Source organism: Marinoscillum sp., from assembly GCF_965229915.1.
Classification (GTDB): Bacteria; Bacteroidota; Bacteroidia; order Cytophagales; family Cyclobacteriaceae; genus Marinoscillum.
The window spans coordinates 2,208,022-2,225,913 of the sequence record NZ_CBDDJZ010000001.1; the positions used below are offsets into that span (position 1 = coordinate 2,208,022).

Here is a 17,892-nt window from a genome sequence, read left to right on the forward strand (position 1 = left end):
TTCACCGCCCAAGTCGGGTGGTTTTGTACCTACCCATTGGGGTAGTTTTTACAAAATCTTTGTTTTTAGCCTTTAGAGAGGATTTTCTCCAAAGCTTCTTTTCGGTTAGACACCCCTAGTTTTTCGTAGATATTTCTGAGGTGATACTTCACGGTGTTCACAGATAAATAGACCGAGTCAGCTATTTCGCTATTGGTTTTGTCAGAAATGGCTGCTTTAAGCACCTCAAATTCGCGTTCAGAAAGCGGCCGATACAACTTCTGATTAATATGCTCCCGGTCCAGATCAAGTTGCTCAACACCACCAGTGAATACCTTGTTGATCTGCATCCTGAGGTTATCCATTTCCTGAGATAGCAGTTTTTGTTTTAAGCGATGACGCTGGATAATGAGCAAAATCGAAACAATGCTGAAGAGTACTATCACCCCGATAATGATCACCAAAAAAAGCTGAAAACGTTCCTTGCTTTCTAACTCCTTGCGGGTAGCAAATATCTCTCGCTCTTTCTCGGCAGTCTCATACTTTACCTTGAACTCCTCAATGCTAGCCAGGGTCTCCCGACGCTGGATACTGTCCTTTACAGCATAATATTTCTGTAGATATGACAGGGCATTGGTGGATTCTTTATTATTAATGGCCAAATCATAAAGTAACTGATAAGCACGCTCCTGATGGGTCAAAAGACTTTCTTCCAGAGCGACTTTTAAAGCGTGATCTGCATAGCTCTGTGCCAGGCCCAAATCTCCGGTTTCAAAAGCAATACGGCCCAGGGCACTCAGGCTCCCGGCATAGGTCTCACGCTCATCAAACTCCTCCGATAGCTGCAAGCATCTGTTGAAGTAATCTCGTGCCTGACTCAACTCCTGCCGGTTGAGCAATTCGTTGCCCAGACTATAGTACTGATAAATCAGCATCGGTCGATTGCCAATAGCTTCTAAAATGGACGTGGCCCGTAAATTGGCTTTGTAGGCTTCTTCGGTTTCTTTCAGGGCATTGTAGCTGTATGCCATCCGAATCAGATTCAATGCAATATTGGCAGAGTCTTGGATCTCCTCAGAGTTGCCTAACGCATCCTGCGAATACTTGAGGGAAGTTTCATAGTCCTTCAAATCGAAATAGATACCAGCTAGATTTCCTAATAGATCAGAACGCCATTTGTAAAAACCATCTCGCTCCACACTGGCGGCCAGGTTGAGCCCCGACTCAAAATACTCCTTGGCACGATCATTCTGATTGCTCATCCGTGAGACATTGCCCAGGCCATTGTAAGTACCCATTTGTGTCAGTGTATCACCAGCCGACCCGGCAAACGTAAGGGCCAATTGGAATAGGGAATCAGCCGTTTCCAGCTCATAGGTCATTCCATAGCCAACCCCCAGTTGGTAGTAGTAAACCCCTTTTATAGAATCTGATTGCTCTGCCAAGAGCGATCCAACCTCCCGTAGCTTTTGGATGGTTTGTTGAGGATCTTCAGATGACTGAGCCTCGTTGAGAGCCTGTATGAATGCCGGTGATTGCGCATGGCTAGTAAAGGCAGTCAGTGCAGTACAAAAAATAAATATGGCGTGCTTAACATTCATCAGGAGCTCTGGATACTACTCAATATATCACCATTTCGATCAGAATCCAATTGGTGAAGATTAAGTAGATGTGATCTGAACAGCATATTTCAGTGCTTCTTTTCGATTAGAAACACCCAGTTTGGAGTAAATATTCTTCAAGTGATACTTAACCGTATTCACAGACACGTGGATTTCATCAGCAATCTCATTGTTGTTTTTGTTGCTCAGAGCCAGGTTGAGAATTTCAAACTCCCGATCTGAAAGGGAGTCTTGAAGCGAATCATTTATTTGCTCCTTTACGATCCCCACTTCCTCTGGCTTAAACTCCAGTATTCCCCTGATCCTCGTCCGAAGTTCATTGATTTCAGCCTGAAGAAGTCTGGTTTTGTATTGAGCACGCATGATGATGATGACGATTGCTGCAATGGCAATAATGAGTAAGATAACTCCTAGAAGAATCAAATTGCGAATTTCCGCCTCTCGTTCTGCCAGCTCGGCTCGTGTCACTTCGTTTTCCAACTGCAGGACTTTGTTTTCACTTTCAATTTTCTCCGCATCATATCGTACCCGCATGCGCTCGGTTGCTTTGTTCGTTTCCAAAGTGCTTATGGAGTCAGCTAGATCGCTAGCTATCACTGATTGTTGGTAGGCGGTTCGGAAATTGCCTTGTAAGGCATAAACCTGAGCCAATTGCTCATATCCTTCATGTAGTTCGTATAGCAGTCCCAATTTTTCGGCCAGTAGAATATTTTCCTTCAGCAGATCAGTTGATTGAGCATAATTTGCCTGGAGGCGATAGGCGCTGATCAGGGAGGCATTGGCATATAATTGATTGCTGCTTACCGGGTAGGACTTAAACAAATTTCGCGCCTTTCTTCCCCAGCTAAGTGCTTCTCTTGCATTATCTTGTTCATTAGCAATTCGGGCCAAAAGCACCCACTGCTCTCCAATGTGGACACTATCACTTTGCTCAGAATAGGCCGCAATTGACTTCTTGGTGTAGTAAGTTGCACTATCCCATTTGCTGGCACCCATAAACGCTTCTGCCAGCAGTCCATAGCGTTTGGCCAATGAATTGTAGTTACCGGTGCTTTTAACCAGCAATTCGATAGATTCTCGATAATAATCAATGGCCTTTTCTGGATTCCCAGTTTTTTGCATGGCATTACCCATCATGGTCAGGTCAAACCCTATAGCTGCGGTATCCTTTCTGATCACGTCAATCTCATAAGCCTTTTGGAGTAAATCCATGGATTCGTCCAACATCCCCTGATTGAGCAAGACGGTGGAGATATTGTAGTAGCAAATGGCAATCTCCACAGAGTCTCCCAGCACGAACGCTTGCTCCAGCGCAGCTCGAAAATAGGTCTCAGCCTGTTCATCCAGACCTAGTTCCCTGAATACAAAACCAGCGTAGCTTGTGGTTTCTTCTTTCAGAAGCAAGTTTTCGGCATGATCAATATTGGGCTGCTCCAATGCCTGCAAATAGTACTTTAAGGACTGCTTCAGATCTCCCAGGAAATAAAAAACATCTCCTTGCTTGGATGCGTAGTAAGCCCAGTTATTCTTCTGGGAAGAGTCATTCAGTACCGAATCGCAGAGGATACGTGCTCTTTCATATTCACCCGTATCAATTAACTCCTGGACTCTAGAGACAGGTTGCGCATTGACAAAAGTGAAGCAAAGTAATACCAGCAAAAAGGAAGGGCTAAGCCTTTTCAACCACATATTCGAATGCTTCTTTACGATTATTGACACCTAATTTAGCATAGGTGTTTCTTAAATGAAATTTTACAGTACTGACTGTGATGAATAATCTATCTGCTATCTCACTATTTGTTTTGTTCTCTAGGCTCAAGCGTAGAATTTCAAACTCTCGTTCGGTGAGGTCATTATGCAGCTTTTGATTGAGCTCTTTCTGGTTGAGTGATAGGGACAGTTGTGACTTATCCCACTGTATTTCAAAAAACCGTTTCTTCAGTGCCTCTATCTGAAACTCCTGGGCCTCACGTTCTGCCTGATGCTTTTTGTGGCGCAGCACAAAAAAGACCACCAGCAGGATGATGAGCAACCCACCCCCTACACCCATGGCTATGAGGGCATTTCTGTTACGAGCCAGATCAGCCTGTTGCAAAGAGTTACTGAGTGTTAGTTGTTTTATTTCAGCCTCCTTTCTGCTGTTTTCATATCTGGTTTCCAACTCAGCAATTTTCTTGTTTCGATCTTCATTGATTTCGGAGGTGTTGGTAGCATAGGCCTGTTGATGCACCTCATAGGCCTCTTTGTAGCGGCCCAGATTTGCCAGTACTTCAGATTTTAGGAGCAGTACTTCAGTGGTATACAGATTCTGACCAATCTGTTCGCTCAGTGCATCGGCTTTGTTGAGCAGTGACAATGCCTCTTTGGTCTTTCCCATTTTATTGAGCAAGGTGGCATAATTGGCAAAACTATTATACAATCCAGCAGCATTGTCAAGTCGTTCTTTTAGCCGAATAGCCTCCTTGTAATGATAGTCAGCTTGCGGAAAAGTTTCTTCATTTCGCTCGTATAGAATGGCCAGATTATTATGGGCATTAGCCCTCATAAGTACATCCTCAAACTCTTCTGCAATTCGAAGGGCCTTCTGATAGTTCTCAACTGCCTCTTCATACTTACCTTGCTTTTTGAGAATAATTCCAATGTTATTGATTGTTGTACTCAGGGATCGCTTTTGTCCATCTTGCTCTTTTAACTGGGCAGCCTTTTCGTAATAGGGCAATGCTCTATCATAATCATCCATCCTTAAGTATGCATTACCCAAATTATTTAATGTACTGGATAGCTTTTCATCACCTGTTGCTTCACGGAGAGATTTCGCTCGTAGCAATAAATGAATGGATGTGTCATAAGCGGCTTTATACGTGTAAACTGACCCTAGATTATTCAGCATGGCACTCATGAGCAGGGTGTCTCCTGCATCTAAGGCCAGATTATGAGCTGTAGTAAAATAGACTATTGCCGAGTCGTAGTTGGAGTTTAAAAAGTGCACATTACCGATCAGATTGCAAACTCTGGTTTGCCATCGGTAAACCCCTTCTGTTTGTCCAATATACCCTACCTGCTTTGCATAATAGATACTCGAATCCGGATTGCTACGTAGATATCCAGCGCTTTTCTCCAAATAGTTTTCTACCTGCAAACTATCAATAGGATTGATAGAAATACTGGCGGACCAGTCAAGCAAGATTGAGCATATGAATAGCCATTTCATAGGGCGTTGCGGTTGGCTAGCTAGTGAAAATAGACCAATTACCTGACAAAAACCAGCAGTTAGGCTTTCTTGGCCACATAGTCCAAAGCTTCTTTTCGGTTATTGACACCTAGTTTAGAATAAGTATTTCTCAGGTGAAACTTCACCGTACTCACTGAAATATATAATTCCTCGGCGATTTCACCATTGGTTTTACTCTCCAGACTTAGTTTTAAAATCTCAAACTCACGTTCGGTTAGGTCATTGTGCAGCTTCTTGTTCAGACCATCCAAATCGCCAAGCAAATTCACCGATGGCTTATCAGTCTGTATCTCAAACAACCGCTTTTTAAGTGCTTCCAACTGTAATTCCTGTGCCTCTTTTTCGGCTTGATGCTTTTTATGCCTCAGCACAAAGAATACCACGAGTAGAATGATCAGCAAAAGACCTCCTGCGATTGTAGCTATCAGTGCAGTTCTATTACGCGCCAGATTGGCTTCATGCAATGAGTTTTCTAAGGTAAGTCGTTCTATTTCTGCCTCTTTCTTTTGAGCTTCGTACTTTGCTTCCAGCTCGGCTATTTTTGACTTGACTTCCACATTACTGATAGAGTCCTTAATGGTGATGTAGTCATTGCGATGGGTGAGTGCCTCTTGATAGTGACCCTGATCATGGTAGATCCTGTACAAAATATCGTGTGCCTGACTGATCCGATCAGTAAGCTGATTGGTGGTGGCCAGAGTCAAGACCTCTCTGGCATTTTGCTCTGCCAATTGATGCTGGCCAATGTTCAGATACAAATCTGCTATTGAGGCTTTTGCAAACACGATATCTTCCGTATTGGATATCGATACAGCCAGATTCTCTGATTCTTTGAACTCCTGCAGCGCTTTTAGGTACTGCCGACGCTTCTGATAAATACCCCCCAATGTGTTTTTGGAATAGAGCAACATGATGGTGTCCTGTTCTTCTTCCAGTAATTGATTGGAGGTTTCCAGGTGCTTGATACTCTGGGAGAGACTATCCAAATCTTTGTATAGAATGGCCATGCGCAGATAACTTACTCCCAGACCATGAGATAAGCCTATCTTTTTGGAAAACTCAATGGCTCGGTTCATGTAATCGATAGCCGAAGACAAGTCTCCTATTTGATAGAAGACACCTGCTGCATTGCCAATGATTCTAATGGCTAGCGTTTTTGATTCTTGATCATCCCTCAATTCGGCTATTTTCAGAGCTTTTTGGTAATAGTCCAGAGACTGATCAAAATTTCCTGTGGCCATATAGACCAGGCCTTTGGTATTCCATACGTCGATAAGCGGTCTATCGGAGCTGTTCTTTTGGGCTATTTCTTCTGCTTGATCGAGGTAGATCAAAGAAGAATCGTTGACTCCAAGCTGTCCGTAAGCAATTCCTAATCCCAGGTAAAACTGAACGCGGGACGAATCATCGACTACCGGGAGCTCAGATTCGACAGATCTGAGAAACTCAAGGCTAGTATTGGGATTCTGAGCATCGTGAGCTTTTTGGAGAGCTTCCTGAAAGTTTTGACTTGTAGCAAAAAACGAAAGGAATAAGCTACAAAGACAAGTACATATTCTTAGTGTAGTAGGCATAGGCAATAGGGCAACTCTAACAAATATAGCTTCCTTAACACCATTTAACACAGCTTAACGGTACTTAACACCATTTCACACTAACCTTGTCCTACCAAGCTGCCTCACCTATGAGAAATCTAGTCTTTGTCCTTGTTTCACTGATTGCCTCTTTTGCCATCGCCCAGTGTCCAAAAGAATCCATTATCCAGTTAATTGAGGTAGCCAATCAACTAAAAACCCAACTGGTCGAAAGCTACTGGCAGGAATGGTCAGAAGTGAAGATGCCCATACTCCAAATAGATGATGAATCAGAATTCCTTTTTAACACTCAGAGTTCTGACACCACTTTTCACCAGAGCTGTGAGAACTATCTCTCCAGACCTACTTCACTCAACAAATCTCTGCTGGCTACATTCCCTTTGGTAGATGGACAACCGACCATCGTAGTAGGAACACCAGAGAATACGGGTAAGTCTCCTGAGGCATGGACCATAACGCTACTTCACGAGCATTTTCATCAGCTTCAGTTTTCCCACCCCAATTACTACTCCGCACAAAAAGCGCTTCAACTGGATAATGGTGACCAAACGGGTATGTGGATGCTGAACTATCCTTTTCCCTATGATCAAAAGCCTGTCAATACCCACCTCAAAGCTATAGCTGCTAATTTGCTGAGATTGGATTCACTGGACCCGAGGGAGGTTTTACTCACTCACAAGACGCTCAAGAATCAGTTACGAGAACAGCTGGGTGAAGACCATTACAAATACCTGAACCTACAACTATGGCAAGAAGGATATGCTCGATTTGTTGAGCTGGACCTGACTCAAAAGTGGATTGAGAATTTTGATCAAATAAAGCAGAACCAGTTTCAGCTAGAAGAAATCCTCACACTGCAACAGCAGCAAGAAGAGGAATACACAACACATCTGGAGAGGAGTTCACCAATGGAGCTCAAACGTGTCTATTTCTACGCATTGGGAGCTGCTGAAGCCAATCTCATCAACGAGGTAAATCCCCAGTGGAAGTCTGCCTACTTTGATAGTTTGTTCACCACAGATCACCTATTGAAAACAGTGGAATAACGCGCCCATCGGTTTTTAAGCTATAGCTTAAGGATTAGTTGAAGAAGATTTTTTAACTTCAATGAGGTAAATGTCATGTTTATCGCCAATTCACCTAACCTAACGCCTATGTCTAATCTTCTCACCATTGCCTCCTCACAGCTAGGCCAAAAAGAAATCAGCGGTCCTGAAGACAACCCCACCATTGTCAATTATGCACATGATATTGGTCTAAACTGGATCAATGACGATGAGACCCCATGGTGTTCCGTATTCATGGGATGGTGTGCCAAGCAAGCCGGTCTCAGTTTTCCTAAAGTGCCCTTGCACGCTCCTGGATGCGAGTAGGTCAGAGCACCTCTGATCCTGAGCCGGGAGATGTGGTGGTGTTCTGGCGTGAAAGCATTGAGAGTTACAAAGGTCATGTTGGTCTTTTTCTGGGTTATTCCATAGATCAGTCACGTATCTACTGTCTTGGAGGCAACCAGGGGAATCAGGTGAGCATATCTGCACAGCCAGCCAACCGGCTTCTTGGGTTCAGGAGGTTGCAGCCAAGCAAAATCTGGAAGTTACCAGCCGTGTATTTACGCCTAGACGATACCGGTGCACAAGTAGTGCTGCTACAAGACATCTTAAAGCACCTGGGATATCCAGTGGGAACTTCGGATGGAATTTTCGGTCCAAAAACGGAACAGTGCCTCCGGAGACTGCAGGCGGAAGGGAGACTCCAGGCAGATGGCGTCTATGGCCATGACACCAAAAATTATCTAAACACAGTACTGAACGAATAGCTATGACTGCTTTTGCATTTTTAGACCTGGTTATAGGTCTTGTTTTCATTTACCTCATCTTCAGTTTGGCGGCCTCCACCATTCGAGAGATGTATGCTAACCTTCGCAACCTTAGAGCCAAAAACCTGGAAAAATGGGTGCTGAATAGCTTGCAGCAGGAAGGGTTTGGCCAGCAACTACTGGATCATCCGTGATCAAAGGTATTTCTAGAAAAGGTCGTAAACCTAGCTACATTCCACCAGAGCTTTTTGCGGATGTATTTCTCCAGATCATTCATGATCAGGATGACACTCATACGACTTACAATGCACTTAGCCTGGAGCAGAAAATTAGGGTTACAGACTTGCTGACCAATGGTTTCAAAACTTATCTCCTGCAAAAAATATCAGATGCCAAGGGAGATGTCAACGAGGGCAAAAAAGCCATTATGGACTGGTTTGATAATTCGATGATGCGGATCGGCGGTACTTACAAGAAGAAGAGCCAGCGTGCATTACTGATCATTTCTCTGGTGCTTGTTTCCTGGGCCAATGTGGATACGCTCAGGATTGCGAGTCACTTGCACGAAAACCCCAAAGTGGCGGAAAGCATCGCTAATAAAGCGGCACTCTATGTTCAGGATTCCACCGTCATAAACTACATCAATAAGCTCAAAAGTCAGCGTGAGACACCATCTGACAGTGTGCTAACGAGGATGCAACAAGACTATCAAAAACTAAAGAGCCTTCAGACTGAATGGGAAAATCATGAGTTACCCATCAGCTGGACCAACGATCCCTGGCGGTTGAGTTTGAAACAGGAAAACACCTGGTGGAATCACACCAAAGGGTTCCTGGCCAAGCTCATAGGTCTCCTGGTTTCGGCAATGGCCATTTCCCTGGGTGCACCCTTTTGGTTCGAAATGCTCAACAAACTGGTCAACCTCCGCGGTGATGGCAATAACCCTTCAGGAAAACCTAAACCAAGCAAATCATGAAGCCTATCAACATACTCTCCATCGATGGTGGTGGCATTCGGGGAATTGTACCCGGCACCATATTGGTCCAATGTGAGCAGGAATTTGGGATCAAAGTAGCCGACTACTTCGATTTCATAGCTGGTACCAGCACCGGCGGAATACTCACCTGTGCCTATCTCTGTCCATCTGATGATGACCTTACCAAGGCAAAGTTTACCGCAGAAGAAGTTGTGGGTCTCTATTTTGACAAAGGCAAGCAGATTTTTGATGACCCGTTTTTTCATAAGCTAAGGTCCATTTGGGGAGTCTTTGGGGCCAAATTCCCCGGCAAAGGTATCGATAGCGCACTGCAGGAGTATTTCGGTGAGGTTTGGCTGAGTCAGCTATTGAAGCCTTGCCTGATTACGTCCTACGACATCACCAATCGCAATGGTCACTTCTTCACACAGCATGATGCTAAAGTGAAGACAGATTATGACTTTCTAATCAAAAATGTTTCCAGAGCCACATCCGCTGCACCTACCTATTTTGACTGTGCCCATATCGAAAACAAAGATGGGGAGACTTTCACGCTGGTGGATGGCGGAGTGTTTGTAAACAATCCCGCCATGTGCGCTTATGCGGAGATCAGAGATGGTTTTAAAAATAGTGAAGGAAACCCTGCGACGGCCAAAGACATGAAAATTCTTTCACTGGGAACAGGTTTTTCCAAAAAACATTACCTCTACCAAAAGGCCAGGAAATGGGGTATGGCCCAGTGGGTGAGACCAGTTATTGATATCATGATGTCCGGTAGTGTGGAGGTGGATGATTTTTATCTCAAAAGAATCTTCGAAACCACAGATCACCCGAATCAGTATTTGCGGATCAACTCCAAGATGCCCGGAGATGTAGATCCGGAAATGGACAATGTAACGCAAGCCAATATGACTGCACTCAAAAACCTGGGTGAAGAACTTTTTCAAGCTAATAAAGAACAATTAGCCAGGTGGTTTGAGGTCTAAATATTTCATTCACATTTGATGGGGCAGGCGCACCAATCACTCATCATTTTCGTTAAGAAAAAGTATGAATAATCCTATCACCTATTACAAACGAAAGGAGGAACTGCTAAATGTGATTACTCACCTGGCAGGATTGGTCCTAAGTATAGCCGGATTGGCACTTTTGGTCACTTTTGCCTCTATCTATGGTTCGGTCTGGCACATTGTGAGCTTTTCTATTTTTGGATCCACCCTGGTGTTGCTATACCTGGCATCCACCTTGTATCATGCCGCTAAAAAAAAACAGCTTAGAAAACGTCTCAATGTTTTTGATCACTCTGCCATCTACGTACTGATAGCAGGGACTTATACTCCCTTTTGTCTGGTGACCCTCAATGGATGGGTGGGATGGACACTGTTTGGCATTACCTGGGGATTAGCCATTGCAGGAGTAACACTTAAGGTGTTTTTTACTGGCCGGTTCAACCTACTTTCTACGATAGGCTACGTAGCGATGGGATGGATAGCAATCGTTGCAGCTAAACCGCTTTTCGAACAGTTGTCAAGTGGCGCACTTTGGTTTTTGATATTAGGTGGAGTGAGTTATACCATTGGTGCAATCTTTTACCTATTGGATCGCATGAAATACAACCATGCCATCTTCCATGTATGGGTGCTACTGGGTAGCATACTGCACTTCATCGCAGTGTTCTTCTTTTTACTCTAAGCCACAGCCTCTAACTGAAAATCCAGGTCAAACAGCTCAGAAAAAGCTTCACCTAATTCTCGCATGTTATCATCCTCGGATTGATACTTCCAGATGATCCTGGCTACTCGGTTTCTTTGCTTGAAGTATTTCAGGTTATCAAAAAACTTGAACAACACTTTAGTGGTCTTATGGCCAAAAATGGTCAACTCGAACGCTACAGTAGCTGATCTCTTTTCATGAAGGTCATCATAGACCTGATCCACGATCGGACGAAAAAATGCCTCAGCCTCTTCTAGCGTAGATGGCCCTACAATGTCCAGTCTTCGTTCACAGGAATTGTACAAAATCCGTGGTGACTGATCAGATCCTGGATGCTCGATGCTGGTATCTGAGGAGTAGCTAACGTTAGCTGGTATCAAGGTTTCAATAGCTGAATTCATATCACTTTTGAGTTGATTATAAATGATTGATGATACAAAGGTGATACGATCTTAGGACGGGTGAAACAGCAGAATACGTATTGTAAAAGATTAGGGGTATCACTTACCTGACACTTAATAATACCTACCTGAATTAGGGTAGTCGAGGAGCGCTAGTGAGTGGCAGTGATAGCATCAGCTAATTCGAGATCACTTTCATCATAGCTGGTATTCCCTATTTTATCATCATGGTATTGCCAGGAACACTGGTACCTGATCTTACCAAATTGATTATGGTATATTTTTCTAACAATCATGGGGAGTGGCGATACCTCGTCTTTGAGTACGACTGGATCTCCCACCGAAAAAAGTGGCGTAGTTTTCATACAAACATTGGTTGAACCTGAATAGCTGTATATCAAAACTAGCTCATCCCCGAACAAAGTCTATGAGTAAATTACCAGCATTGAACAATTAGGTAAATCCCTGATTTACAAGCGGATTTAGCTCAGCTTCCGGGCCACTGCCTCCATGACTTTCTCACCATCCATAGCTGCAGAGGCTATACCTCCAGCAAACCCGGCACCTTCCCCACAGGGAAACAAACCACTGATCTGAGTATGCTCCATGGTATGTGGGTCTCTAGGTATCCGCACCGGTGATGAAGTGCGGCTTTCTACCCCGATGATCTGTGCGTCGTTGGTCAAATATCCCGGCATCTTTTTGCCAAAGGCCCGAAATCCCTGTTTGAGTCTGGACGAAATAAAATCAGGTAGCACTTCGTCCATCGACACGGAATTCAATCCTGGCTGGTAAGAGGTGGTGTTGAGGGAAGAGGAGGTCTTGCCTTCAACAAAATCAACCAGACGCTGGGCTGGGGCCACCTGGCGCTTACCTCCAGCCTCCCACGCACGTTGCTCCACAGATGCCTGAAACTCCATAGCGGATAGCTCGCCATACCTAGCGAAGTGCTGGATATCTTCCAGTTCCACTGCTACGACTATCCCGGAGTTGGCAAAGGCGCTGTTCCGTCTGGATGGACTCATTCCATTGACCACTATCTCCCCAGGTGCAGTTGCAGCCGGTACAATAAAGCCCCCAGGACACATGCAAAAGCTGAATACGCCACGCTCCACCTGATGATAATTGGTTTGACTAACCAGACTGTAAGACGAAGCAGGCAAGTAGAGCCCTCTGTCTTCACAGTGATATTGGATGCGATCTATTGCTTGCTGGGGATGCTCTACACGTACACCTAGTGCAAAAGGTTTAGCCTCTATAAGTATGCTCCTCTGGTGTAAGAGTCTAAAAATATCACGGGCAGAATGACCTGTCGCCAGAATAGTGGCCACTCCTCGTACTTGCAAGCCGTCCGCCAAAACCACTCCTCGGAGTTGATCGCCATCCAATATTAAATCAGTCACCTTGCTATCAAATAAAACCTCTCCTCCAGAACGAATGATAGTTTCTCTCAGTGCTGTAACCAGGTTGGGCAACTTGTTGGTGCCAATGTGCGGGTGTGCATCCACGATAATCTCAGGTGTGGCCCCATGAGCCACCAATATTTCAAATACCCGCCTTACACTACCTCTTTTCTTTGATCGGGTATAAAGCTTCCCGTCTGAGTAGGTACCAGCGCCACCCTCTCCAAAACAATAATTACTCTCTGGATTTACCTGATGTTCTTTATTGATGGCAGCCAAATCTCTCCGGCGTGCGCGAACGTCCTTTCCACGCTCCAGCACAATGGGTCGGTAACCCAGCTCTATCGCTCGCAGTGCTGCAAACAATCCGGCGGGACCAGCACCAACTATGACCACTTCCGGCTGTCCGGATACATCGTGTTGGTCCGGTTGATACTCTACATATTCTGTGGTGATGGGTCTGGTATCTGCCTCTATGCGTAAGTTTACTTTGATCTTTTTTTGACGTGCATCTATAGACCGCTTAGCCACCATGAAGTACTCCTCACGAGATATCAACCCCTCGCTGATTAGATGATTTTCGAGATGATTTTCATCCAGACCTACCTCAGGTGACACTACAATGTTGAACTCACGCATGTCTGCAAAAGTAGAATAAACACCGCAGGAATATTTCGACCGCCTGTCATCAATTTGATCAAGTGTTATGGAATTCGTTGAGATTCTAACTATTTTTAGTGAACCACCATACCTAGACAGCATATGAACACGCCAGATGATGTGAGAAGAAAGAAGCTCTCTTACTTATTTGATATTCTTGATTCCAATAAAAATCAACTACTCCAACCTGACGACTTTGTGGAAGTAGCTGAGAAAATGTGTGACACGCTCAATTACTCGGAGAGCGATAAGGATAGACTACAACTGCGACTCAAAGCACTCCGTATTTATGTGCAGCTACTTACTGACATGGGCAAGTCAGATGTCTCCATAAACCGAGAGGAGTGGTGCCAGTTTTTCACAACAGATAGTGACTCAGAAACGTCTACTGCACGGAGATACATCTTCCGTACAGCTGCTTATATCTTTCACCTTTTTGACCAAAACTCAGACCATGTGATCTCCAGAGAAGAGTACCTGGACATGTTTCGGATCTACCAGATCGATCTAAGCTATTCAGAAATTGGCTTTGAAAAGCTGGATAGTAACAAGGATGGAAAAATATCTTTGAAAGAAATGGTCAGTGGTTTTCAGGATTTTCTCTTATCCGCAGATCCAGAAGCTGCTGGCAACTGGATCTTTGGTGATTGGGAGAACACTTCTACTGCCCATACAAGCTAAACTACCTATCCAGGACTACCCGCAAGGTACTAACACCTCCAGCTGAGTGTACACGAACCGAGTAGACTCCAGATTTTAACTGAGACAGATCTGCTTCTCTTGATGAGACTTGAAGCACCCTTCTGCCGGACATGTCATAAAACTCTGCACGTTCCATTTGTTCAAAATCCAGGTGTAGGATTCCGTTTGTCGGATTAGGATAGATGCTTCCATGAGACAACTTCTCACCTAAAATCATCATCAGCTCTATGTCCACACTGGCACTGACCGTATCCAGCAGATCGGTCACCTCCACATCAAGTGAATAAGAGTCAACGCCATCGGGCCACATGGACAGATCAGCAAGAATGGCCCCGCTGAGCTCGTCCACAGAAAAAATCCCATGATCACTGCTTGTAATCCTATAATAGAGCTGATCGCCATTCGGATCAGAAGCTGCGACCTGACCTATCTCTTCTATGTCATTGCCTAAACCTAACAATGTAATCGCTGAGGATTCCACCACGGGAACACCTTCCATCGCTAATCCCCACTGGAAAGCCAAATTAGAGTAGGTATCGATCCAATTGATCCAAAGTTCATCGCCCGCAGACACTTCCAGAATGGCTGTACTCTGATAGTCTTCTCCACTATCATCAATCTCAGCAATCGGAAAACCACCACAAGCGTCATAGACCAACAGGTAGGTATCTTCAGAAGTGAAGTACTCCGACGTGATCACCAGATTACCCGCACTCCCTGCTGTAAAGTGATACCAGATGGGAGCAGAAGGTGCCTCCTGTAGACCAGTGGTAATCTCCAGCGGATCTGAACATACATCCCCGGCTTCAATAGCTACTTCTTCCAGTTCAAATGTAAAAGCAGTTGCTGCCTGGTTTTCCCAGATTATTAACAGCGATTCACCAGCATTCAATCCTACTACACTGGTACCTGACAGTCCACTGCTGTAGATTTCACTAACCTGACAGTCAGGTACTGCCCCAACGTATTCGCTCGACTCAGAGCTTATAATCAATTTTTTATCGGACGACTCCATAGTGTAGCTAAACCAAAATAAACCGGTCTCACTCACAGGCACCTCATTGGTTCCTTGCACAGCTGTCTCTGGGTTCTCACAAAGTTCACCAGTACTGATGGTAATTTGTTCAAGGTTCCACTCAAATGGCTCTGAGGAATACTCGTTTCCCCAGTAGATGTAAAACGTTTCTCCTGCCTTCATATCCGCCAGCAACAGTTTACTTTGATAGCCATCTCCAAAATCATCGTTTTCAGCAAACGGTGCCTCTCCACATTCATCAAATACATACAAGTAGGTATCCGTTGTGGTCAACCCGACCGAGCTTATACTCAAGTCTCCATCAGTTTCGGGTGTATAACTAAACCACATCGGCACATCGCTACTTTCATTGACTCCAAGGACAGCAGTTTGTGGCAACGTGCAGAGATCACCTGACTCAAGGTCTTGCTCTATCAGCGTATAATTAATTGTTCCGGGTTGGTCCAGAAAGCTCTGATCCCAGGCAATGAGCACCTCGTCACCCTGCTCCATTCCTAGTGCCTCCACCACCTGAGTTCCTTCTCCATATATTTCAGTTACCTGGCAGTCCGACAGCACGTAGATATCCACCTCTTGCTCAGCCTCTATCAGAAGCTTTTGACCATTGGCCAAGACAGTATATACCGACCAAAACAATTCCAAATCTGTGGTAATGGTGCCTGAACCAGCGGTAATCTGAGCTGGGTTTTCACAGTCTAGCCCCGCTGGCACTTCTTCTACCGACAAGTTCCAAATGAATGAAGCATCCGATGAAAGGTTCTCCCATAGAATTTTCATTTCTTTCCCTTCCTGTAGGGTCAATGTCAAATCAGTCTGGCCATTGCCATCATCTGCATTGCCTGACAACAGTTCCAGATCACAACTCTCATATACGGACACGCTCGTCTCTGCCTCAGTCTGCCCTGAGCTCGACAGTGTCAGGTAACCATAGTATGGCATGGTGAAAGTGTACCAATGAGCAGTCATGGTGGTATTGTTAATTCCCTCTACGGCAGTAGCTGCGGTGGTGCACCCTTCACCTTCCGCCAATGGTTCAGATATCAATGTCCAGTCAAATGCTCCACCATCAGCCTCAAACTGGATGAAAATCGACTCATCCTGCTGGATGTTGGTGAGCACCATTTCACCGTCTCCGGCTAACTGTCGAGTCAACTGCTGACAAGAGCCCGTGTAGACCCGATAAGGCTCTGCGCTATTAATGGTAATCTTCTCGTCTGCGACGGTTTGGGTATAACTATACCAATATTCTCTTAAATCAATAGCAGGCAGACTATTGGTCCCCTCTGAAGCTGTCGCAGACAGACTACAAGCTCCTGCTGCTACCTGATCGGAGGAAGTTAATGTCCAGTCGAATGATCCCTCAGAACCCAACAAAGTCCAGTAGATGTAGATGGATTGATCCGCATCCATAGCCAGAGCCACTTCTGACTGGTTGGTACCAAAAGCAGCTTCATTGGTGATGATAGCATTGCCAGCACAATCTGGATGTACTCGCACGACTGTAGAGCGATCTGTTTGGCCCACGGATGAGAGCGTGACAATGGAAGCCTGAGATGCCGTGTAGGTATACCATCCCTGAGTTTCAGTGGTATTAGTACCCGCCATTGCCACTTCAGCATCTCCACATTGAGCACTGGTAAGTGATTGCCTCCTTGGACTGTTTTCCAGAACTATGCGCATCCTGGATTTTTGATCCTGAGTGAAGAGGTTCATACAGGCATCATCTGTATAGTCCATGTAGTTTTCAATCATATCCTGCAGCTCATCTTCAGGACAGGTATCACTGTCAGAGCACCCAAAGTTGGGCTCGGATGCAGGTGGTGTATCACTGCAGTAATCATCTACCGTACACCCACCATCTCCCCAGATATGTCGTAAGCCCAGCCAGTGACCTACCTCATGGGTAGTGGTTCTTCCCTGATCAAAAGGTGAAACTGCACTCCCTGTAGTCCCAAAAAACTGATGACCAATGACTATCCCATCAGTTTCAGCAGGTCCTCCATTCTCAGCAAGGCCTGTGAGGCCTGATAGCGATGGGAACTGTGCGTATCCCAATACTCCGTCCAGATCCCCACCAAAAGTCAGTACCCAAATATTGAAATACCGCTCAGGATCCCAGTATGAATCAGGCTTCAGCGTGTTTTCAATATCTGATTCACCCCAGAAAACTTTTCCTCCATTGATCCGATTGACTCCAGGTTCAGACAAAATATTGCCATCCGGGTCTTGCAGTACAGGGTAAAACTCAATATAAGCGTCAGCACCATCGGGATGATCATTGCTTCCATTACCCAAGCGACGAAAATCTTCATTGAGGACATCAAATTGGGACTCAATCTGAGCCAGAGAAATATTCGCCCCTGAGCCAATGGCTTCACCATTGTGGACAATATGGACGATAGTTGGGATGTAATAGACCTCATCAGAAGCTGTTCGTCCACTAGTCTTTTCTGAAATCAATTGCTCCAACACAGACTCAAACTCGGACTCTTTCAGTCGATTCGGGTATTTAGCTTGTAGCTTATCCTCCATCACTGTGGTGTAGCAGTTTCTGGTTAGAGGAGTTTGAATGACTGGGGATGATCCCATACTTCCAAATGGATTGTTGACCTTTTGGGCATACGACGAGATGGCACCGAAAAAGATCAAACATAGGGCCAATGTGGGGTGACTGAGTGGAGTTTTCATAGCATAAAAAGTAAAAAGGCCTGCCATTTGTAGCACTTAGCTCTATGACAGGCCCTTAAATATACTTAA

General features: G+C 45.0%; 16 protein-coding genes. 8 read left to right on the forward strand and 8 right to left on the reverse strand.

The window, feature by feature from the left end; translation table 11 throughout:
• Positions 1-65: 65 nt before the first annotated feature.
• From ACO067_RS09535 to ACO067_RS09550, 4 genes are read right to left on the reverse strand one after another with little or no spacing between them, the layout of a single operon-like run.
• Positions 66-1,580 carry a LuxR C-terminal-related transcriptional regulator gene (locus tag ACO067_RS09535; protein WP_421873412.1) on the reverse strand — a complete coding sequence of 505 codons (1,515 nt, stop codon included), beginning with the start codon at positions 1,578-1,580 and terminating at the stop codon, positions 66-68.
• A 60-nt stretch (positions 1,581-1,640) separates the two neighbouring features.
• The gene (locus ACO067_RS09540) at positions 1,641-3,320 is read right to left on the reverse strand and encodes a tetratricopeptide repeat protein (RefSeq protein WP_421873414.1); all 1,680 of its coding nucleotides are present in this window, start codon (positions 3,318-3,320) and stop codon (positions 1,641-1,643) included.
• On the reverse strand, positions 3,271-4,812 hold the full coding sequence (locus tag ACO067_RS09545) for a tetratricopeptide repeat protein (RefSeq protein ID WP_421873416.1): 1,542 nt from the start codon (positions 4,810-4,812) through the stop codon (positions 3,271-3,273). Before ACO067_RS09545 ends, ACO067_RS09540 begins: the two co-directional genes overlap by 50 nt.
• Before the next feature lie 59 nt (positions 4,813-4,871).
• Positions 4,872-6,407, reverse strand: coding sequence for a tetratricopeptide repeat protein (locus ACO067_RS09550; protein WP_421873418.1), 1,536 nt, complete (start codon positions 6,405-6,407; stop codon positions 4,872-4,874).
• Between the two features lie 110 nt (positions 6,408-6,517).
• Here ACO067_RS09550 and ACO067_RS09555 point away from each other — a divergent pair, with 110 nt between their 5' ends.
• The 7 genes from ACO067_RS09555 to trhA all read left to right on the forward strand — a co-directional run bounded on the left by ACO067_RS09555 (position 6,518) and on the right by trhA (position 10,912).
• On the forward strand, positions 6,518-7,474 hold the full coding sequence (locus ACO067_RS09555) for a hypothetical protein (protein WP_421873420.1): 957 nt from the start codon (positions 6,518-6,520) through the stop codon (positions 7,472-7,474).
• Between the two features lie 108 nt (positions 7,475-7,582).
• Positions 7,583-7,801, forward strand: a complete 219-nt coding sequence (locus ACO067_RS09560) for a hypothetical protein (RefSeq protein WP_421873422.1) — start codon at positions 7,583-7,585, stop codon at positions 7,799-7,801.
• Positions 7,792-8,244 (forward strand): peptidoglycan-binding protein, encoded by a 453-nt coding sequence (locus ACO067_RS09565; RefSeq protein WP_421873425.1) that lies wholly within the window; start codon positions 7,792-7,794, stop codon positions 8,242-8,244. Before ACO067_RS09560 ends, ACO067_RS09565 begins: the two co-directional genes overlap by 10 nt.
• A gap of 2 nt (positions 8,245-8,246) precedes the next feature.
• On the forward strand, positions 8,247-8,438 hold the full coding sequence (locus ACO067_RS09570) for a hypothetical protein (RefSeq protein ID WP_421873427.1): 192 nt from the start codon (positions 8,247-8,249) through the stop codon (positions 8,436-8,438).
• Positions 8,435-9,220, forward strand: coding sequence for a hypothetical protein (locus tag ACO067_RS09575; protein ID WP_421873429.1), 786 nt, complete (start codon positions 8,435-8,437; stop codon positions 9,218-9,220). Before ACO067_RS09570 ends, ACO067_RS09575 begins: the two co-directional genes overlap by 4 nt.
• Complete coding sequence (locus ACO067_RS09580; protein WP_421873430.1) at positions 9,217-10,206, forward strand: patatin-like phospholipase family protein; 990 nt, start codon at positions 9,217-9,219, stop codon at positions 10,204-10,206. The genes ACO067_RS09575 and ACO067_RS09580 overlap by 4 nt, the downstream gene beginning before the upstream one ends.
• A 64-nt stretch (positions 10,207-10,270) precedes the next feature.
• Positions 10,271-10,912, forward strand: coding sequence for a PAQR family membrane homeostasis protein TrhA (trhA, locus tag ACO067_RS09585; RefSeq protein WP_421873433.1), 642 nt, complete (start codon positions 10,271-10,273; stop codon positions 10,910-10,912).
• Here the strand turns inward: trhA and ACO067_RS09590 are convergent.
• From ACO067_RS09590 to ACO067_RS09600, 3 genes are all read right to left on the reverse strand, one after another.
• Positions 10,909-11,334 (reverse strand): SiaC family regulatory phosphoprotein, encoded by a 426-nt coding sequence (locus tag ACO067_RS09590; protein ID WP_421873435.1) that lies wholly within the window; start codon positions 11,332-11,334, stop codon positions 10,909-10,911. The genes trhA and ACO067_RS09590 overlap by 4 nt on opposite strands.
• 152 nt (positions 11,335-11,486) lie before the next feature.
• A complete protein-coding gene (locus ACO067_RS09595) occupies positions 11,487-11,699 on the reverse strand; it encodes a hypothetical protein (RefSeq protein WP_421873438.1) in 213 nt (70 codons plus the stop codon).
• A 117-nt stretch (positions 11,700-11,816) separates the two neighbouring features.
• Complete coding sequence (locus ACO067_RS09600; protein WP_421873440.1) at positions 11,817-13,376, reverse strand: NAD(P)/FAD-dependent oxidoreductase; 1,560 nt, start codon at positions 13,374-13,376, stop codon at positions 11,817-11,819.
• 123 nt (positions 13,377-13,499) lie between these two features.
• Between ACO067_RS09600 and ACO067_RS09605 the strand changes: the two genes are divergently transcribed.
• On the forward strand, positions 13,500-14,078 hold the full coding sequence (locus tag ACO067_RS09605; protein ID WP_421873442.1) for an EF-hand domain-containing protein: 579 nt from the start codon (positions 13,500-13,502) through the stop codon (positions 14,076-14,078).
• Between the two features lies 1 nt (position 14,079).
• Here ACO067_RS09605 and ACO067_RS09610 read toward each other — a convergent pair whose 3' ends face one another.
• Entirely contained in the window at positions 14,080-17,823 is a 3,744-nt protein-coding gene (locus tag ACO067_RS09610) for a M43 family zinc metalloprotease (RefSeq protein ID WP_421873444.1), read from the reverse strand.
• Between the last annotated feature and the right edge of the window lie 69 nt (positions 17,824-17,892).